This is a genomic window from Arthrobacter pascens (assembly GCF_030816475.1).
In the GTDB taxonomy this organism is placed as follows: domain Bacteria; phylum Actinomycetota; class Actinomycetes; order Actinomycetales; family Micrococcaceae; genus Arthrobacter; species Arthrobacter pascens_B.
Genome location: NZ_JAUSXF010000001.1, coordinates 4265726 through 4283925 on the forward strand (window position 1 = coordinate 4265726; position 18200 = coordinate 4283925).

Genomic DNA, 18200 nt, shown 5'->3' on the forward strand with positions numbered 1-18200 from the left:
CATGGCCGGCCCTGAAATTCCCGCAAACGAGGCCCAGCCCGTGGAGCGGCCCCTCATCATGCGCTACGCCGCGCGCTCCGATGTGGGGCGCATCCGTGCCAAGAATGACGACTCCGCTTACGTGGGCCGTCATCTGGCCGTGGTCGCGGACGGCATGGGTGGCCATGCGGGCGGCGACGTCGCTTCGGCAGCCACGGTCCTGGACATGCTCCACCTCGACCGCGGGGATTACGACGACGATGCCGGCACCGTACTGGCCGACGAGATACAGACTGCCAATTCGCTCCTGTCTGAACTGGTGCATATCAACCCCAAGCTTGCCGGAATGGGTACAACTGTCACGGCGCTGCTGCTGGTTGACGGAAAGCTGCACTTCGCGCACATCGGCGATTCCCGCGCTTACCGGCTGCGCGACGGTGTATTCGAACAGGTCAGCGTGGACCACACCTTCGTCCAGCGGCTGATCGACGAGGGAAGGCTCCGCCCCGAGGAAGCCGAAACGCACCCCCACAAGAACGTCCTGATGCGGGTCCTGGGCGATGTTGATGCCAGCCCGGAACTCGACCTGGACACCCTGGACGTCAAGCCCGGCGAACGCTGGCTGCTGTGCTCGGACGGACTTAACTACGTTGCCGGACACGTGGTGGAGCGGACTGTCCGGGAGACGAAGGATCTCCGCGAGTGCGTGGAAACCCTTGTCGACCTGACCCTTGAAGCCGGTTCTCCTGACAACGTCACCGTGGTGATGTTGGAGATTGTGGAGGAAACGCCCGACGACGTCAGTACAGCCGCCGTCGATATCGTTCCTTCCGCCCCGGTCACCGGAGCAGCCGGCTCTACCGGATCAACTGTCGGGGCAGCTGCCGCGCCCGCCACGGAGCCTGACGATGCGGACACCCAGGATCCGGCGGCCAACGACTCCCCGGCAAAGGACGCGGCGGGCGCTGCAAACCCCGGGGACGTCACAACCTATCGAGCCCCGTCAACCAACGATAGCCACCCCAATACTGCAGAAACTGGCGATGCAGACTCCGACACCGGTGCATCCGGCTCCGGAGAATCCGGCGCTGCCGGTTCCGCTTCCTCTACCGACCCGCATCTGGGCGAGCACCTGTCAGCCGAGGTCCTGCGGCAGGAGCTCGACTCCCGCCCTCACGAACTCGTAGGGGCCGCTGCCCTCGCGGCCGAGACCGGATCCATTCCCACCATCGCCGGGCGCACCGTTGCCCGCCGGGCAGCCACTGTGCTGACGCATAAAGCCGAAACGCCGGGGCCGGACACCGATGACGCCATGGCACAGCCCCCGCGCCGGTGGGTCACACTGTCTGTCGCCGCGGCCGTGCTGATAGTCCTCACCGTCGGACTCTGGCTGGGCTATGCCTGGACACAGACCCGTTACTACATCGGCGAATACGATTCGCGGGTTGCCATCTACAACGGTGTCTCCCAGCGCCTCGGCCCTATCCAGCTTTCAAGCCTGGAGGCCGTGACGGAAATCCGGATGGATTCACTTCCCCAGTTCTCACAGCAGCGGGTCCGGCAGACTGTCCCTGCCCGCGACCTCTATGATGCACAGCGGATCGTCAAGAACCTGGAACTCACGGGCACCACCTCTCCAGCCGACGAATGCCTGGCGCCGTCACCGTCCCCGTCGGCCACAACGGCTCCCGCCGCCCCCGCGCCGTCGCCTGCTCCATCAGACCAGGCGGCCCCTTCACCGAGCCCGTCTCCCTCCCCCAGCCCCACTAACACCACCTGCGAGGGGAGCCAATGAGACAGCCCGGCACTCTGCCCAAACCGCGCCGCAATGTTGAACTGGCACTGCTGATCCTTGCCCTTGCGGTCGGCATCGGCGCCAGCATGATGGCCGCCGCCGGCCAGCAGAAGGCGCTGGACAATGATTTCTGGTTCCAGTCCAGCCTCTTGGCAGCTGCCTCCCTTGCATTCCATGTGGTGCTGCGCATCCGCGCGAAGTATGCCGATCCGGTAATACTCCCCCTGGTGGTCGCGCTGAACGGGTTGGGCCTTGCCATGATCCACCGCCTGGACGCGCCTGGAGATGACACAGGCAACAACCAGCTGCGCTGGACACTCATAGCCATGGCCGTGGCGATTGCAGTGATCTGGTTCCTCAAGGACCACCGGATCCTGCGCCGCTTCACATACATTTCGTTGGCGGCCAGCGCGCTTCTGCTGGTGCTGCCACTGATACCCGGGATCTCGGCCGGAGACATTCTGGGCGCCCAGGTCTGGATCAAGCTCGGACCGATGACCTTCCAGCCAGGCGAGGTCGCGAAGATCACGCTGGCCATATTCTTTGCCGGTTATCTTTCGTCCAACCGCGACCTCATCCTGCTGGCCGGACGGAAAATAGGACCGCTGCAGTTCCCCCGCGTCAAGGACATGGGCCCCATGATCATGGCCTGGCTGGTCAGCATCGGCGTGCTCGTCTTCCAGCGGGACCTTGGTACTTCGGTTCTGTTCTTCGGCCTCTTCATCGTGATGATCTATGTGGCCACCAGCCGCATCAGCTGGGTAGTCATCGGCATGGTCCTGCTCCTCGGCGGCGGCTACGTTGCCTCCAAAGTGTTTTCCCACGTGGGCCTGCGGATCGACGGGTGGCTGAACGCCTTCACCGACGACGTTTACGGCCGCCAGTACGGCGGCAGTTTCCAGATTGTCGAAGGGCTGTTCGGCATGGCCAACGGCGGCCTGGTGGGCACCGGGCTTGGCCAGGGCCGGCCCGAGCTCGTGCCCTTCTCCAACAGCGACATGATCATCGCCTCGTTCGGCGAGGAACTGGGCCTGATCGGCCTGTTCGCGATCGTCATGATGTTCCTGCTCCTGTTCACCCGCGGCTTCCGGGCTGCGCTGGGTACCCGTGACGCCTTCGGCAAGCTCCTCGCGTGCGGACTGTCCTTCGCCGTCGCCCTCCAATGTTTCGTGGTCATCGGGGGCGTCACCCGGCTCATTCCCCTGACCGGCCTGACCACGCCCTTCATGGCAGCCGGTGGCTCATCACTGCTGGCCAACTGGATCATCGTGGGACTGCTGCTGATGATTTCGCATACGGCCCGCGGGCCGGTTGACACCACTCCGCTGCCGCCCGCAAAGGGCGAAGTTGCAGAGGGCATCGACACACCTACTGAGGCGGTGAATCACCTGTGAACCAGGCAATCAGACATTCATGGGTGGCAGCGATCGCCATGTTCGCGCTGATCTTCGGTGCGATCAGCTACGTCCAGGTAGTTGGCGCTGATGACCTCAACGCTAATGCGTGGAACAAGCGCGCCATCCTCCAGGACTACTGCAACGACCGTGGCGCCATCATCGTGGGCGGGACGCCGGTGGCTGAATCCGTGGAGGGTTCGGACGCCTGCAAGTTCCAGAGAACCTATCCCCAGCCTGAGCTCTACGCGGGCATCACCGGATACTTCTCGCAGAATTACGGGGCCACCGGCCTCGAGCAGGCCATGCGCGGCCAGCTCGCAGGGAGTTCGGACCAGCTCTTCCTTGACCGGGTCGGCCAGCTATTCCTGGGCAACCAGCCCAAGGGTGCTTCCGTGGAACTGACCATAGATCCCAAGATCCAGCAGCTCGCCTACAGCCTCATCCCTGACGGCCAGCGCGGATCCATCGTGGTAACGAATCCCAAGACCGGGGCAATCCTGGCCATGGTGTCCAAGCCGTCCTACAACCCCAACCTCGTTGCCACCCAGGACCCTGCTGCAGAGACGAAGAACATCAACGAGCTCGTGAAGGTTCCGGGAATCAACCTGAACCAGAACGTGAGCGGTCCCACCGGGGAGCTGCTGGCGCCGGGCTCTGTGTTCAAGCTCGTGGACACGGCGGCCGCCTTGAACTCCGGCAAGTACAACAAGGACAGTGTCCTCCCGAATCCTGCCGAGATGCCCTTCGACGGCATCCAGTACAAGCTCCCCAACTACGCAGGCGGCAACTGCTACACCCAGAACACCGCCACTTTCGCTTTCGCCCTGCAGCAGTCCTGCAATACTCCGTTCGCCAGTATCGCACTTGACCTCGGACGCGACGCCATCGCGGAGCAAGCCGCCAAGTTCGGCTTCGGTGAGGATGTCGGCGACCAGCTGAAGCTCGGCTACGCCCGGGGCAACGGCTTCCCCAACGATCTGGACAAACCAGGACTCGCGCAGTCGGCCATCGGCCAGAAGGACGTGCGTGCCACGCCGCTGCAGGTCGCCCTGATGACGGCAGCCATCGCCAACGGAGGCGTGCAAATGAGCCCCAGCCTCATCAAAACGGTGCGGTCTCCGGATCTTCGAGTGATCGACGAACCCAAGCCCACCCCGCTCCGGACCTCCACTACCCCTGATATTGCCAAGCAGATCACGGAATGGATGACCAGTGTTGTCAGCCAGGGAATCGCCAGCGGGGCATCGGTCCCGGGGGTCCAGGTGGCCGGCAAGACCGGTACCGCGGAACTCGGCAACGGCCTGAACAACTCATGGTTCACCGGATTCGCCCCGGCGAACAACCCGCAAGTGGCCGTCACCATCGTCATGGAAGGCGTCGACATCTACGCGGGAGCAAAGCTAACCAGTCCGAACGCGAAGAAAATTTTTGAGGCGGTGTTGAATAAGTGAGGCCTACAACGGGAATCACCCTCGGCGGCAGATTCCAGCTGACGACGCGGATTGCGATCGGCGGGATGGGAGAGGTCTGGAAAGCCAAGGACCTCATCCTGGGCCGTATCGTCGCGATCAAGGTGCTGAAGGAGGAGTACACCGGTGACCCCGGCTTCCTCCAGAGGTTCCGTGCGGAGGCACGCCACACGGCACTGCTGAACCATGTGGGCATCGCCAACGTCTTTGACTACGGCGAGGAGGAGGGCTCGGCGTACCTGGTAATGGAGCTGGTTCCCGGGCAGCCCCTGAGCAGCATCATCGAGCACGAGCAGGTGCTGTCCCCGGACCGGACCCTGTCCATCATCGCCCAGACAGCCCGCGCCCTGCAGGTCGCCCATGCCCAGGGACTGGTACACCGTGACATCAAGCCGGGCAACCTGCTGATCACCCCGGACGGCCGGGTCAAGGTCACCGACTTCGGCATCGCCCGCCTCGCTGACCAGGTCCCGCTGACGCAGACGGGTCAGGTGATGGGCACCGCCCAGTACCTGGCGCCTGAACAGGCAACCGGCCAGACAGCCACGGGATCTTCGGACATCTACTCGCTCGGCGTGATCGGCTACGAGTGCCTCACTGGCCACCGGCCCTTCTCCGGCGAGTCCCAGATAGCGATTGCACTGGCGCAGGTCAACGACGCTCCGCCGCCGCTGCCGGAAACGCTGCCCAGACCTGTCCGCGCCCTCCTGATGTCCATGCTGGCGAAGGACCCGAAGAACCGGCCGGCGAATGCCATCAAACTCTCCGAGGCCGCCGAGGCCATCCGCAACGGCGATATCAACGCTGCCCACGCCGCCGTACCGGGCATGCTGCTTTTCGAGGCAAGCACCGGTCCGATCACCGCTCCGGTGGATGTTGCGACCGCTCCCACCGGCATTATCGCCGGCCAAAAGGAGGGGTCGACGACGGCGACCTCCGCCTTGCCCGTGCTCGGCGCCGGTGCGGCGGGTGCAGCAGCGGGACTCGCGGCGGGAGCTGCCACAGGCAACGGCGGAACCGGCGTTGGCAATACGTTGTCCCGCGCTGATGCGCTGGCTGCCGAGCGCAGCTGGGACCAGGAGGAAGAGACATACGACGAGGAACCCGCTGACGAGCCTGAGCGCCGCGGCCGCAGCCCGTGGACCTGGCCGCTCATCGCCCTGATCCTGCTGGTCCTGTTTGCCCTGGTGGGCTTCTTCCTGACACAGCAGGGGATCCTGTTCCCGTCCAAGGATTCCAGCAGCACGGTGTCGAGCCCGCCTTCCACCAGCGCCAGCCCCATAACGACTTCCGCGTCGCCCACTCCGAGTGCAACCACCACCAGGGCAACTCCCACGCCCACACCGACACCGACCACCGTCAACATCATCGCTTCCGCCTACCTGGGCAAGGACTACAGGGAGGTTCAGAACGCGCTGGCCAACATGGGGCTGGCCGTAACGGTACTTCCCCAGGAAAGCAGCGCGACCCCGGGAACTGTCCTGGAGCTGAACCCGGTGGGCACGGTGCCCAAGGGATCCCAGGTGGTGGTCATGTACGCAGTGCCGAAGCAGGCGGTCACGACGGCGCCTGCTTCCACGCCGTCGCCGACTCCTTCGACGGCCCCCCAGTCCGCCCTGCCCGACTGCACCGCCGGCCAGCTGCCGGGTGTGCCTCCCACCTGCAAGCCGTAGCCACCAGGACCATCTGTGACTGACTCGCCCCGCACCCCGTCGCACCGGGAGGACAGCCTCCCGGTGGATAATCAGCGCGTCCTCAGCGGCCGCTACGAACTGGGCGGACTCATCGGCCGGGGCGGGATGGCGGACGTCCATCGGGGAGTGGACACGCGGCTGGGCCGGACTGTTGCAGTGAAGCTGCTTCGTCCGGACATGGCCCGGGATCCGCAGTTCCAGGCCCGGTTCAAACGGGAGGCGCAGTCTGTGGCCGCCCTGAACCACCCTTCCATCGTGGCCATCTATGACACTGGCGAGCATGCGGTTCCCGACGGCTCCGAGGACAACATCCGGGTGCCCTACATTGTGATGGAGTTCGTAGAGGGCAGCACTCTGCGGGACCTCATTCGCGCCAACGAAGTCAGCATTGACCGGGCCATCGACTTCTGCCTGGGCGTGCTGTCCGCTCTTGAGTACAGCCACAAAGCCGGGATTGTGCACCGGGACATCAAGCCGGCAAACGTCATGTTCTGTGAGGCCTCCAATTCGGTGAAGGTCATGGACTTCGGGATAGCCCGGGCCATGGCTGATTCTTCCGCCACCATGACGCAGACCCAGGCAGTGGTGGGGACCGCGCAGTACCTCTCGCCGGAGCAGGCGAGAGGTGAAACCGTTGATGCACGCAGTGACCTTTATTCCGCCGCGTGCCTGCTGTATGAGATGCTGACCGGCCGCCCGCCGTTCGTTGGAGACAGCCCGGTGTCCGTCGCTTACCAGCACGTCCGCGAAATTCCCGAGCCTGCCAGCAGTGTGAACCCCGCCGTGTCGGAACCACTGGACAGTGTCCTGGCCAAAGCCCTTCAGAAGAACCGGGCGGACCGCTTCCAGGATGCCGCGGCTTTCCGGCGGGCCTTGCGCGCCGCCCGGGCAGGCGTCCCGGTGCCGGAGCTCGCGGCGACAGAAGCCCCGACGGATCCCAACGACCATGTCCCGACGCCGCATCAAGGCCCCGCAACGGAGGCTTTCGCCTACACCGGCGCCAGCTTCCTGGACGATGCGCCGACGGGCAGGTTACGTTCCCCTGGCAACACCCTCGGCGACGGAAGTGGACTACCGGCCCAGCCGGCAGCCGTTTACGAGCCGTCAGAACTGGACGAATTGCCCTTGGGGCTGCCCCGGGAACGAGACCGGACCCCGCGGCAGAAGTCCCGCCGTCGAGCATGGATTACCACGCTGGTGATTTTCACTATTCTGGTCCTGGCTGGCGGCGGACTGTGGGTGTACACCATCGTGAACCGCCCCGCTCCGGCGCCTCCCAAGGTCCAGATCCCGGCGGTGGCAGCCCTCACAGAGTCCGCCGCGCTGCAGGAGCTCTACGGCGCCAACCTGCGTCCGCAGATCAAGCGCCTCCAGAACGATACTGTGCCCAAGGGGACAGCCATCGGCACGGATCCCGCTGCCGGAACTTCACTGGATCCTGACTCCGACGTGATACTCAACATCTCGGACGGCCCCAGTACTGTCAAGATCCCTGACAACCTGCCGGGCCAGACAGAGGCGGCCGCCCGTGATGTGCTGCGGCAAAGCGGCCTCGTCGGGGCGCCCTCGACCACTGAGGCCAACAGCGCCACAGTCCCTGCGGGAAGGGTGATTACCACCAGCCCCGCGCCGGGCCAGATGGTGGCGCCGGGCAGCACTGTGGAGATTATTGTTTCCACCGGCAAGGTTTCCATGCCGGAGCTCCGCGGCCGCACCCGTGCTGATGCGGAGGCCGCACTCAAGGATCTGGGACTGGTCCCGAATGTCCAGGAAGTCGAGAATTCCCAGGTCGAAGCCGGCCGGGTGACGGATCAGAGTGACCCGGTCAACTCCTCTGTTGCGCAAGGCAAGACCATCAACCTTGTGGTCGCTAAGCAGCCGGCGCCTCCTCCGACGCCGACGCCCACACCTACACCGACGCCCACTTCGACTAAGAAGCTTAGCCCGCTCGGTTAGGGCAACGCCGGGCCAGGCAACGCCGGGTTTAAGACAACGCGAGGGCTTAAGACGCGGGGGTCAGTGCTGGATGAGCGGGCTCAGCTTTGCAGCCCGGGAAGCCGCTCCGGCCATCCCCAGGGACTCAAGCCAGTTGCCCAGCATCTGGTAGCCGCCCTCGGTCAGCACTGACTCCGGGTGGAACTGCACGCCGCACAGCGGGGCTGTCCGGTGCTGGAGGCCCATGACAACACCCGATGACGTTTCCGCGGTGATCTCCAGGATGTCAGGGATAGTCTCGCGGACGGCCGCCAGTGAATGGTAGCGGGTGGCGGTGACAGGGGAGGGGAGTCCGGCGAAGACGCTAGTGCCATTGTGCTCCACCAGGGACGTCTTGCCGTGCATCAGCTCCGGGGCATGGGTCACCTTGCCGCCATAGGCCTCGGCGAGTGCCTGATGGCCCAGGCAGACGCCGAACATGGGTTTGCTGTTGGTGCCGCACCATTTGATCAGCTCGATGCAGACGCCGGCCTCGGCCGGGTTGCCGGGGCCCGGCGAGATGAGTATGCCGTCACGCGATTCGGCCATCTCGATGGCCTCGGCCAGCGTGACATCATCATTGCGCACCACGGTGGTTTCCGCACCGAGCTCTTGGAGGTACCCCACCAGGGTGTATACAAAGCTGTCGTAGTTGTCTACGACCAGGATTTTAGCTGTTGTCATGGCTGACTTGCGGAACCAATCGTTGAGTCGGTGAATTGGGTGAACTGTGACATCCAGGGGAAGAGGAACTGAACCATCATGACCAGTGCCAGTGCCACGAGCACCAGCGAGGTGAGGATGCGGAGCCAGAGGGGACCCGGGAGGTGGCGGAAGATCCAGCCGTACATGGTCAGCTTCCCCCGATTGCGGCGGCAACCTCGGCTGCGATTTCAGCCGGCGGCCCCGCGGAAGCGGGCCGCCAACTGTCGAGCAGGGCGTACGCGATGATGCGTTCCTGGGAACCGAAGCGGGGGTTGCAGCTGGTCATGGTGAGGAAGCTTTCCGTCGGTTTGGCCCCCGGTTTGGTGGGGACCGGTTCGAGCACGTCGGTCCTGGACGGCAGCACTATCTGGTTGTTCCGGAAGACGTAGACGTAGTAGCCGTCCTTGGTCTGAACGTAGATCTTGTCGCCCGGCACAAGGGTGTGGATGTTGTCCAGGACGGCGCCGTGGGTCTGCCGGTGGCCCGCCACGGCGAAGTTGCCTACGGCTCCCGGCATGGCGGTGTTGCTGTAGTGGCCCAGTCCGAGGGTGTCCAGGACGTCACTGCTGGTCCCTTGGACGATAGGCCGGGTGTAGTTCGGGCCAAAGCGCGGAATGTACATGATTCCAATGGTTCCGCCATGTCCCGGTGCCGTCGCGACAACCGGTGCGCCATAATCCACGGGAGCGGCAGGTGTGCCGGCGGGAGCTGGGCTGGCAGGCGCCGCGCCGCCAAGGCCCTGGGCGAATTCCTTGATGACTTCGTGCTGCTTGGCGTCCGATTCCACGTTGGTCCACCACAGCTGCCAGGCCACAAAGAGCAACAGGATAATGCCGGCGGTGATGAGCAGCTCGCCCAGGACCTGGACGGTTCCGCGCAGAATCTTGGCGCCCGGAGCCGGCGCAGCGGCTGGCCTCGCCTTCTCCTGCAATACCACGCGTTCTCCTCCGGGTCGGACATGATGGGCGCTGGTGGGCCCTGAACTACGGCTAGAATTGGCTGCTAGTAAGAATCCAGATTTGTCCAAGATCGCGCAGACCGCTGGCAATTTCCTTCTTGCAGGATATCAAGCCCTGGCCGCCGAGCTTGCTTCAGACCGCCAAGGAGAGCACGTGCCCGAGTCAAAGCCACGCAAGAAGACTTCCAGCGCCGCGCAGCCGGCATCGGCGACGCAGGCATACAAGCCCAATGCTGTCTGGTTCAAGCCGGTGATGTTCGGTCTGATGATCATTGGCTTGCTCTGGATCATCACCTTCTACATCAGCGAGGGCGTACTTCCCGTCCAGGCTTGGGGATCGTGGAACATCGTGGCCGGTTTCGGCATCGCCATCGTCGGCTTCCTGATGACCACCCGCTGGCGTTCCTAGCCGCCGGCATGATTCCCGGCAGTAACGGCACGGTTATCGGCGACGACGGGCTGGCCCGGCCACCGTGGGCCTCCGTCGATCCACTCCTCCGCGAATACTACGACACCGAGTGGGGCCTGCCTGTCCGGGATGAGCAAGGACTCTACGAACGCATTTGCCTGGAGGGCTTCCAGGCAGGGCTGTCCTGGGCCACGATCCTGCGAAAGCGCCCCGCCTTCCGTGCGGCGTTCCACGACTTCCAGCCCGACGCCGTTGCGGAATTCACCGACGACGACGTGGAGCGTCTGCTCCTGGATCCGGGCATCGTGCGGCACCGGCTCAAGATCCGCGCGGCGATTACCAATGCCCGGGCCACGGTGGCGCTGCGGAGCGAAGGCGGCCTGGTGGATTTTGTGTGGCAGTTCCAGCCCAAGGAAACGCCCCGGCCTTCCAGTCACGCCGATGTCCCCACCCAGTCCCCGGAGTCTGTGGCACTGTCGAATGCCCTGCGGAAGAAGGGGTTTTCCTTTGTGGGCCCCACAACGATGTTCGCCCTCATGGAGGCCGTCGGCATGATCGATACCCATCTGGTGGACAGCCACCGCCGGGGCTCCTCCGGAGTATGGCCTGACAGACACGCGTAGCCTGACCGGTCGGCAGGGAATGCGCAGAAGTTATCCCCGGCTGTTGGAAAAGTTATCCACAGTGTGCATAACTGACAGAGGCAGATGGACCGGGGAGGAATTCCCTGCCATGGAGCAGGCTTTAGGGAAAGCGCGACCGTTGGCCGACTTATTAACAGTGTGGATTTCCTGTGGATATCTGCTTGGAAGCGCAGAGGGTGCGAGGGCGCCCGCCGCAGTCATCGGTTCCTCCGCACCGGGTGATGGCTGATGATCGATACCCGGTTGAAGGCGTTCATGGTGATGATCAGCCAGCTGACCGCTGAAAATTCCTCGGCACTGAGGTGTTCCCGCGCATATCCCTCGTCCTGTTCCCGGCTGCGGTGATCCGGCAGTTCGGTGAAGCTCTCGGCCAGCGTGAGGAAGGCCCGCTCCTTCTCGGTGAAAAGTGCCGTTTCCCTCCATGCCGGCAGGACGGCAAGGCGCTGCGGGGTTTCACCGCTATCCAGCGCGTCCTGCACATGCATGTCCAGGCAATAGGCGCAGCCGTTGATCTGGGAGATCCGCACGTAGAGAAGCTCGACAGTCTTCCGGTCGATCCCCGCCTCAGCGGCAGCCTCACGGGCCTTAAGCCCCAGGCCGTTCAGCGCCCGCCAGATCGCCGGATGCTGTTTGTCGAGGAAGATGTGCTGCGTGGTGGCGGTCATGGGTGTCCTCCTGGCCGGAAACTTCTACTGTGACAGATCGTAGACGGTGGTGCCGCCCACCATGCTGGTCGGGAACGTGGATTTCACCCAGGCGGCAATTTCGATCGCCGCCTCCGAACCGCTGTCACCGCCCATACGAGCCGAGCCGGTGGTTCTCCACTTACTAACAGTCCACTACCCACAAGTTATCCACAGATGTGGACAAAATCTCAGCATATTGGGGAAATGTTGGCCGTAACCGGGGCCCATGCTCAAAGCGTGATGGGGAACTACTCCCTTGTAAGTTATTAACACTGTGAATAATCATGTGGAAATCCTGCGCAAAGGTTGAGCCTCCAGGCATACGTTGGGCGCACGGTCTTTGGATGTCCACAGGAGACTCGTTTTCCACGGAATTATCCACTTAACCACAGGGGGATCTTTAGCAGTTATCCACATTTGTGGAAACCGGGGTGCGTTGAGGTGCATCAAGCGCCCATCGCCGCAGGGTTAGTACGTTCTGCCTGTGGAACTACAGCCGTGTAAGTTACCAACAATGTGGATAACGTCTGTGGATAACTGGGTCCGGGCATACCCATTCGTGAAAAGCACGCAACAAGGCACCCGTTCTCTGGGCTGTCCTAGAGGCCGAGGGCCGGATCCGAGAGCAGGCGGGCAAGAGTGTTCCTGCCAAGTGCGCTCATAGCGGGGTTCGAATCCGCGTAGTACCAGACCAGCCCCATCGCTGTTCAAAGGCCCAGGCGGCGCCCCGTCGCCATTCGAGGTCTTCGATGCCAAGATTGGCGCGGAGGAGGTTTCTCATGCCGGTGTCCAGCATGTGCCAGGCAGCAACGAGGTCAAGGGCGGGATCTGCAGGGCCGAAGCCGCCGGTGTCGAGGACGCCCGCGAGCCGGCCGTCAATGAGGATCACGTTGCCGGGAAGACAGCGAGGACCAGGCCCGGCGCAGCCGATCCACGGGGAGCAGTCCGTCGCTTAGCTGCAGGCAATACGCAATCCACTCATCGTGCGCGGTCAGCTCACCTCCGCGACCATCCCCTGAGAACGTGCGGCCTCGGGTGTCTGCCGCCCGAAGGCTGACGATAAGAGTCGTTAGGTCCTCCACGAAGGCCCGCCACGACGCCACGGAATGCGGGGTTGCGATCCCGCCCTCGATCCACGTCTGGACTGACCAGGGCAGGGGATACCCCTCGTCGGGCTCGCCGATTACCACCGGCAGCGGGCACGGTAGGGTGCTGATCGTCGCGAACTCCCGCATCGCAGCGTGTTCGGCGACCAGCGTTGCCCGGATCCTGGCGGGGTCCTGGCTTTGCATCGGAAACCTGGCCGCGTAGCGGACCCCCACGCGGTAAAGATAATTGACTGTTCCGGTGCTCTCGACCGCAGCAACCTGATCTTCGTCTATAGAGGGAAACACGCCCCGCAGGAGACGCAAGGCATCTGACCGGCCCAGGCTGAGTTGATTTTCGTGCATCGTCAATTTTTGAGTCTATGCACGGGCAATCGAAGCCGTCTTAGCCTGCCTGCTCAGCCCGCATGTTTAGCCCGCGGCTACCCTGATCCAGGTCACCGCCAGGAGTAGTGCCAGAACGCACGCGAGCCCGCCGGCCTGCAGGAGGGCCTGCCGGGGTCCGCGCGGGGTATAGGCAATCACGGCCGCGCACAGGCCGCCCGTGATAAGGCCGCCTAGGTGGGCCTGCCACGCGATCTGCGGAATCAGGAAGCCGATCACACCATTGATGGCGATCAGGACCCACAGCTGCCGGGTGTCCCCGCCGCGGTGCCGCTGGACCAGCAGCATCGCGCCGAAGAGTCCGAAGATGGCGCCCGAGGCGCCGACCAGGCCGGACAGCTGCTGGCCGGGTACGAAAATGGGATTGAGCAGCAGATATCCCACGGAACCGCCGATGGCGGAAATGAGATAGACAGCCAGGAACCGGGCGCGCCCGAGCAGTGGCTCCAGGGCCTGGCCGAAGATCCACAGGGTGTACATGTTCAACACGATGTGCAGTATGGAATCCGGCGAGTGGAGGAACGCTGCCGTCAGCATGCGCCACGGTTCGAAGGCACCGAGTGCGGGGCTGATGAAGAAGTTGTTATAGGCGAACTGTTCGTACACCGCCTGGCCGGGGATCACCCACTGCAGGACGTAAACCACCGCGCACAGCGCAATTAGCCCGATCGTCACCAGTGGTCTGCCGGTTGCCACGGCTCCGCCGTATACGGTCCGGACTGCCGGCGTCGTACTTCTTGTTTCGTTGACGCAGTCAACGCATTGGAACCCGACGGCTGCCGCCCGCTGGCAATCGGGACACGCAGGGCGTCCGCAGCGCTGGCAGCGCACATAGGAAGGCCGGTCCGGGTGCCTGGGGCACACCGGAACCTGCGCGGACGGCTCAGCCGACGGGATTCCGTAACTCATCAGGTGAAACTAGAGCTGTTCGATGTCGATGCTGTTGATGGTGACATCCTCCACGGGGCGGTCGCCCATGCCGGTGCGGACGCCTTCGATGGCGTCAACGACCTTCTTGGATTCCTCGTCCGCCACTTCACCGAAGATGGTGTGCTTGCCCTGAAGCCAGTCGGTGGGGATGGTGGTGATGAAGAACTGCGAGCCGTTGGTGCCCTTGCCCATCTGGATGCCGGCGTTGGCCATGGCCAGCTTGTACGGCTGGTTGAAGCTGAGCTCCGGGTGGATTTCGTCGTCGAACTTGTAGCCGGGTCCGCCCACGCCGCGGCCCAGGGGGTCGCCTGCCTGGATCATGAAGTCCTTGATGATCCGGTGGAAGATGGTGCCGTTGTACAGCGGCGTACCCGTCTTGTCCTCACCCGTCTCGGGGTGGGTCCAGGCCTGCTCGCCCGTGGCGAGTCCGATGAAATTCTTGACCGTCTTGGGCGCATGGTTGCCGAAGAGGTTCACGGCGATGTCGCCGAGGCTTGTGTGGATGGTTGCTTTTGCAGTTGCGATTGCAGTCATACCGCTCATTCTTTCACGGCGGGTCAACGCGGAAGCGGCGGGAACGGCAGTTCCGCGCTGGGTGAAATCCGTCGGAATTACGCGGGGAGAATAGCCGGTGAAGACCAATCCACGTAGGCTAACAACAGATCGTCACATTAATTGGGAGGTAGTTGTGAAGAAATCGGATCGTATTGCGCATGACCTTGAGCAGTCAGTCAATAGTGCAGTAGAGAATGCCAAGGATTGGGCAGCCCCCCGCGTAGAAGCTGCAGTCGACTGGGCAGTTCCCCGCCTTCAGCATGGCCTGGATACAGCATCTCCCAAGATCCAGGAGGGGCTCAAGACCGCGGCCCATAACCTGGCCGACGGCGTCGCAACAGTCACGCCCCGCATCCAGGACGGGCTGGCCCAGCTCGCCCCCAAGATCCATGACGCCGTTGAAGGTGCCACGCCCCGCCTCCATGAGGCACTGGACAAGGCCACTCCGGTGATCCAGAACGCACGCGACAGGGTAGTGGTGGAGTACCTGCCGCGGCTCTCGGACCAGATCGGCCACGCGTCCGAAGCCGTGCACCGCACCCTGGAAAATGCCCCGGCCCACGTGGATGCCGTCGCCCAGAAACTCGGCGACGTCGGCATTGTGCACGCCATGCAGGAGCAGGCACAGGCAACCGGAACCCAGTTCAAGGCGGCAGCCGCCGAGGCGGGCAAGGCAGTGGGCATCCAGCTTGCCCAGCCGGAGAAGCCCAAGAAGCGCGGTTGGCTGGTGTTCGGTGTGATCGCTGCCGCCGTGGCCGCCGGGGTAGCCGCGTGGAAGGCCTCCAAGCCCGTGGAAGACCCCTGGAAGACACCTTCTCCCGTCACACCAACTCCTGCCCCGGTTCCTGCCGCCACCGTGAACGAGGCCATGGATTCGGGTGCCGGAGCTGCAGCCGGCACTGAAGCTTCCACCGCCACACTCGCCGGGGCCGCCCCGGCCAAGGCCGAGGACATTGCGGAAGATCCCACGGACTCCGCCGATGCTGAGGACAAGGCAAAGCATGTAGCTGATGAATCGTCTGAAGCGGCGGAGAAGGCTGCCACGGATGCCAAGACCGCCATGAAGAACATCGCTGCCAACATGAACGGTTCGCAGGACAAGAGCACCAGCTAGTACGAACACGCCTGGAAACGGCGAATTGAAGGGGTTCCGCACGAGCGGGACCCCTTCAGTCTTTTCCAAATGTTTCTCCGGTCTTTGACCTGTCCCCGGAGGGGCGGAAGACCAACGATGCTAAATTTGAAGTGATGTCAGCCGATAAACCCTCCGGGGATACCTTGAACGACGCAGCACTGCTGCCCCGCGTGTCCATTGTCATCCCGGCGTATAACGAGGAGAGCGTGATCCGGCAGTGCCTCATCGCTGCCATCTACCAATCTGTCCCGGCGCACGAAATCATCGTGGTGGACAATCTCTCCACGGACCGGACCGCAAGCATCGTCAGGCAGATGCAGCTGGAGTATCCCGAGAGTCCAATCATCCTGCTGAACCAGGACCAGTGCCAGGGCCTCATTCCCACCCGGAACTTTGGACTTAACCACGCCACGGGAGACGTCCTGGGACGCATCGACGCCGATTCCGTAGTGGAGCCTGACTGGGTCGAGCAGGTGCAGAATACCTTCCTGGACCCGTCCGTGCAGGCCGCCACAGGTCCGGTCGTCTACTACGACATGCCCATGCGGCGGTTCGGACTAAAGGCCGACGATAAAATGCGCCAGCTCATGCTCAAGCTGGCCAAACACCAGTACCACTTCCTGTTCGGTTCCAACATGGCGCTCCGTGCCTCGGCATGGGAAACCATCCGCGATGAAACCTGCCGCGATGAAAAGGACGAGATGCATGAGGACATTGACCTCTCGCTGCATCTCGCCGACCATGACCTCAAGGTCCAGTATTCGCCGCAGATGGTCTCCGGCATGTCCGCCCGCCGGCTTGAGGACTCACCGCGTGACTACCGCTACTACGTGACCCGCTTCGATCGCACCTATAAAGCACATAACGTGAAGAAGATGGCGCTCAAGGCACCCATGGTGGTGTTCTTCTCCGTTTATTTCCCGGCGAAGCTCCTGCGCGCCATCCACACGGTGAACACGGCGCAGCCCGTACGGCGCGGCGGGCAGTAGGGGCCAAGTCCCGCCCGGCAGTCCCCGTCGTCCCTCGCTGCATGGGATCAGTCGGTTCCTAGTTCGGCGAGTGGTCTGTCCGACGGCGGTTCGCCATGATGATTCTGCTTCCCGGTGCCTGGCCGTCCGGCGCGGTTCGACATCTGCCCCAGAACGACGACGGCGAGTCCCGCCAGGATGAGCCCCAATCCCGCATACGTTCCGGCCGGGAGTGTCTCATGCAGGAACACAGCGGCCAGGAGGGCTGCCCCTGGAATCTCCAGCACGATGATCATCGACACCAGCAGTGGACTCATGGTTGCAAGCAGTTGATTAAAAGCCGTATGGCCCACCAGCTGGGCACAGACGGTGATGGCTGCAATGCCCAGCCAGCCGGCGGCGTCGAACCCTGCCAGCGGCTGGCCGCTGAACAGCGCCAGCAACGCCACCAGGGCCGCGCACATCCCGTAGCAGAGCGTGGTGTACGTCCCCCAGGGACATGCTCTGCCGCGCTCTGCCGCCCGCCAGGGTGTACAGGCCGGCCAAGGCCCCGCCGGCCACTGCCAGCAGGTCTCCCAGTAGCGCCCCCGGAGTGGAACCCATGTCGAAGCCGGTGATGGCCACCACGCCGCCGAAGGCGATGCCCAGGCCGGCCAGTACCTGCCACCGGTGCCTCGTTCCGCGCAGCAGCTGGAATACGGCAATCCACGCGGACTGAAGGCAGACAAGCGCCGTGGCAGCGGCAACGGAGGTGAGCTGCAGCGAGGTGATGAAGCAGGCGAAATGTAAGGCAAGAGCGACGGCGGCAAGCAGCGACCAGCGGAATTCACGCCTCGTGATCCGGCCGAATTCCCGTGGTTCGCGGATCAGGATGGGGGAGGCCATCACGCCTGCCGCGATGGCGTTGCGCCAGAAGGCGATGGCGAGGGCACTCACGGTGGTGGCACCGAGGGTGGCGGCGATGAGCGGTCCGGACGAGGCAACACCCAGGACGCCGAACGCTGCCAGTAAGAAGTTCACTATCCCAACCCTACTGGCCCTGTTATCTGAAGGCCGGGCCTCTCAAGGAGCCGGTCAAATCACGTGGGGTTAAAGCAAAAGTCCCGGACAGCGATTCCGCTGTCCGGGACTTTCTTATGGTGGAGGCACGGGGACTCGAACCCCGAACCCCCTGCTTGCAAAGCAGGTGCGCTACCAATTGCGCCATGCCCCCATAAGAAGCAACCCGTCAATCATACCCTAGAACCCGGGAGCGTCTTGCCAGCTCGAGGTCCGGGAATCCGGACTAATCAACCGTGTCGGTTGACTGGTTCCAGACCGTTTTCCGGGCCTCGGATTCCTGTGCTTTCTTGTAAAGCAGGACGCCTGCGATCGCAGCTGCGAGTACCAGCAACTTCTTCACATGCACCCCG

General features: G+C 63.6%; 18 protein-coding genes, 1 tRNA gene and 1 pseudogene. 9 read left to right on the forward strand and 11 right to left on the reverse strand.

Annotated elements, in window-relative coordinates; translation table 11 throughout:
* The first annotated feature begins 1 nt into the window (after position 1).
* From QFZ40_RS19675 to pknB, 5 genes are read left to right on the forward strand one after another with little or no spacing between them, the layout of a single operon-like run.
* Complete coding sequence (locus QFZ40_RS19675) at positions 2-1774, forward strand: protein phosphatase 2C domain-containing protein (protein WP_306906481.1); 1773 nt, start codon at positions 2-4, stop codon at positions 1772-1774.
* Positions 1771-3168 (forward strand): FtsW/RodA/SpoVE family cell cycle protein, encoded by a 1398-nt coding sequence (locus QFZ40_RS19680; RefSeq protein WP_306906482.1) that lies wholly within the window; start codon positions 1771-1773, stop codon positions 3166-3168. The genes QFZ40_RS19675 and QFZ40_RS19680 overlap by 4 nt, the downstream gene beginning before the upstream one ends.
* Positions 3165-4622, forward strand: a complete 1458-nt coding sequence (locus tag QFZ40_RS19685) for a peptidoglycan D,D-transpeptidase FtsI family protein (protein ID WP_306906483.1) — start codon at positions 3165-3167, stop codon at positions 4620-4622. The genes QFZ40_RS19680 and QFZ40_RS19685 overlap by 4 nt, the downstream gene beginning before the upstream one ends.
* Positions 4619-6313 carry a protein kinase domain-containing protein gene (locus QFZ40_RS19690; RefSeq protein ID WP_306906484.1) on the forward strand — a complete coding sequence of 565 codons (1695 nt, stop codon included), beginning with the start codon at positions 4619-4621 and terminating at the stop codon, positions 6311-6313. The genes QFZ40_RS19685 and QFZ40_RS19690 overlap by 4 nt, the downstream gene beginning before the upstream one ends.
* A 15-nt stretch (positions 6314-6328) precedes the next feature.
* Positions 6329-8290 carry a Stk1 family PASTA domain-containing Ser/Thr kinase gene (pknB, locus tag QFZ40_RS19695; protein WP_306906485.1) on the forward strand — a complete coding sequence of 654 codons (1962 nt, stop codon included), beginning with the start codon at positions 6329-6331 and terminating at the stop codon, positions 8288-8290.
* 60 nt (positions 8291-8350) lie between these two features.
* Here the strand turns inward: pknB and QFZ40_RS19700 are convergent, their stop codons facing one another.
* The 3 genes from QFZ40_RS19700 to QFZ40_RS19710 are packed head-to-tail and all read right to left on the reverse strand — an operon-like array spanning position 8351 to position 9950.
* Positions 8351-8992: an anthranilate synthase component II gene (locus QFZ40_RS19700; RefSeq protein WP_306906486.1), complete on the reverse strand. Its 642-nt coding sequence runs from the start codon at positions 8990-8992 to the stop codon at positions 8351-8353.
* Complete coding sequence (locus QFZ40_RS19705; protein ID WP_306906487.1) at positions 8989-9159, reverse strand: hypothetical protein; 171 nt, start codon at positions 9157-9159, stop codon at positions 8989-8991. Before QFZ40_RS19705 ends, QFZ40_RS19700 begins: the two co-directional genes overlap by 4 nt.
* Before the next feature lie 2 nt (positions 9160-9161).
* On the reverse strand, positions 9162-9950 hold the full coding sequence (locus QFZ40_RS19710; RefSeq protein WP_306906488.1) for a class E sortase: 789 nt from the start codon (positions 9948-9950) through the stop codon (positions 9162-9164).
* A gap of 175 nt (positions 9951-10125) precedes the next feature.
* Between QFZ40_RS19710 and QFZ40_RS19715 the strand changes: the two genes are divergently transcribed.
* Both QFZ40_RS19715 and QFZ40_RS19720 read left to right on the forward strand, forming a co-directional pair.
* Entirely contained in the window at positions 10126-10380 is a 255-nt protein-coding gene (locus tag QFZ40_RS19715; protein ID WP_306907005.1) for a cell division protein CrgA, read from the forward strand.
* Positions 10381-10388: 8 nt separating this feature from the next.
* Positions 10389-11003 (forward strand): DNA-3-methyladenine glycosylase I, encoded by a 615-nt coding sequence (locus QFZ40_RS19720; RefSeq protein ID WP_306906489.1) that lies wholly within the window; start codon positions 10389-10391, stop codon positions 11001-11003.
* Positions 11004-11221: 218 nt separating this feature from the next.
* On the opposite strand, the gene QFZ40_RS19725 is transcribed toward QFZ40_RS19720, so the two are convergent.
* The 5 genes from QFZ40_RS19725 to QFZ40_RS19745 form a co-directional block, all read right to left on the reverse strand.
* Positions 11222-11689 (reverse strand): carboxymuconolactone decarboxylase family protein, encoded by a 468-nt coding sequence (locus tag QFZ40_RS19725; protein ID WP_306906490.1) that lies wholly within the window; start codon positions 11687-11689, stop codon positions 11222-11224.
* A 679-nt stretch (positions 11690-12368) separates the two neighbouring features.
* Positions 12369-12599: a hypothetical protein gene (locus QFZ40_RS19730; protein ID WP_306906491.1), complete on the reverse strand. Its 231-nt coding sequence runs from the start codon at positions 12597-12599 to the stop codon at positions 12369-12371.
* Entirely contained in the window at positions 12586-13161 is a 576-nt protein-coding gene (locus QFZ40_RS19735; protein WP_306906492.1) for a phosphotransferase, read from the reverse strand. The genes QFZ40_RS19730 and QFZ40_RS19735 overlap by 14 nt, the downstream gene beginning before the upstream one ends.
* A gap of 66 nt (positions 13162-13227) precedes the next feature.
* Positions 13228-14109, reverse strand: a complete 882-nt coding sequence (locus QFZ40_RS19740; protein ID WP_306906493.1) for a rhomboid family intramembrane serine protease — start codon at positions 14107-14109, stop codon at positions 13228-13230.
* A 9-nt stretch (positions 14110-14118) separates the two neighbouring features.
* Positions 14119-14664: a peptidylprolyl isomerase gene (locus tag QFZ40_RS19745; protein WP_306906494.1), complete on the reverse strand. Its 546-nt coding sequence runs from the start codon at positions 14662-14664 to the stop codon at positions 14119-14121.
* Between the two features lie 154 nt (positions 14665-14818).
* Between QFZ40_RS19745 and QFZ40_RS19750 the strand changes: the two genes are divergently transcribed.
* Both QFZ40_RS19750 and QFZ40_RS19755 read left to right on the forward strand, forming a co-directional pair.
* Complete coding sequence (locus QFZ40_RS19750) at positions 14819-15799, forward strand: hypothetical protein (RefSeq protein WP_306906495.1); 981 nt, start codon at positions 14819-14821, stop codon at positions 15797-15799.
* 134 nt (positions 15800-15933) lie between these two features.
* Positions 15934-16809 (forward strand): glycosyltransferase, encoded by an 876-nt coding sequence (locus tag QFZ40_RS19755; RefSeq protein ID WP_306906496.1) that lies wholly within the window; start codon positions 15934-15936, stop codon positions 16807-16809.
* A gap of 47 nt (positions 16810-16856) precedes the next feature.
* Here QFZ40_RS19755 and QFZ40_RS19760 read toward each other — a convergent pair.
* The 3 genes and pseudogenes from QFZ40_RS19760 to QFZ40_RS19770 form a co-directional block, all read right to left on the reverse strand.
* A pseudogene (locus tag QFZ40_RS19760) lies at positions 16857-17808 on the reverse strand (DMT family transporter).
* 117 nt (positions 17809-17925) lie between these two features.
* A tRNA-Ala gene (locus tag QFZ40_RS19765) sits at positions 17926-18001 on the reverse strand.
* Between the two features lie 72 nt (positions 18002-18073).
* A complete protein-coding gene (locus QFZ40_RS19770; RefSeq protein WP_306906497.1) occupies positions 18074-18196 on the reverse strand; it encodes a DLW-39 family protein in 123 nt (40 codons plus the stop codon).
* Between the last annotated feature and the right edge of the window lie 4 nt (positions 18197-18200).

What these genes read in the sequence shown, in the direction of transcription:
- QFZ40_RS19725 (WP_306906490.1), bottom strand. Translation starts at nt 11,689, where the DNA reads ATGACCGCCACCACGCAGCACATCTTCCTCGACAAACAGCATCCGGCG.
- QFZ40_RS19740 (WP_306906493.1), bottom strand. Translation starts at nt 14,109, where the DNA reads ATGAGTTACGGAATCCCGTCGGCTGAGCCGTCCGCGCAGGTTCCGGTG.
- QFZ40_RS19675 (WP_306906481.1), top strand. Translation starts at nt 2, where the DNA reads ATGGCCGGCCCTGAAATTCCCGCAAACGAGGCCCAGCCCGTGGAGCGG.
- QFZ40_RS19705 (WP_306906487.1), bottom strand. Translation starts at nt 9,159, where the DNA reads ATGTACGGCTGGATCTTCCGCCACCTCCCGGGTCCCCTCTGGCTCCGC.
- QFZ40_RS19700 (WP_306906486.1), bottom strand. Translation starts at nt 8,992, where the DNA reads ATGACAACAGCTAAAATCCTGGTCGTAGACAACTACGACAGCTTTGTA.
- QFZ40_RS19680 (WP_306906482.1), top strand. Translation starts at nt 1,771, where the DNA reads ATGAGACAGCCCGGCACTCTGCCCAAACCGCGCCGCAATGTTGAACTG.
- QFZ40_RS19745 (WP_306906494.1), bottom strand. Translation starts at nt 14,664, where the DNA reads ATGACTGCAATCGCAACTGCAAAAGCAACCATCCACACAAGCCTCGGC.
- QFZ40_RS19735 (WP_306906492.1), bottom strand. Translation starts at nt 13,161, where the DNA reads ATGCACGAAAATCAACTCAGCCTGGGCCGGTCAGATGCCTTGCGTCTC.
- QFZ40_RS19755 (WP_306906496.1), top strand. Translation starts at nt 15,934, where the DNA reads ATGTCAGCCGATAAACCCTCCGGGGATACCTTGAACGACGCAGCACTG.
- QFZ40_RS19720 (WP_306906489.1), top strand. Translation starts at nt 10,389, where the DNA reads ATGATTCCCGGCAGTAACGGCACGGTTATCGGCGACGACGGGCTGGCC.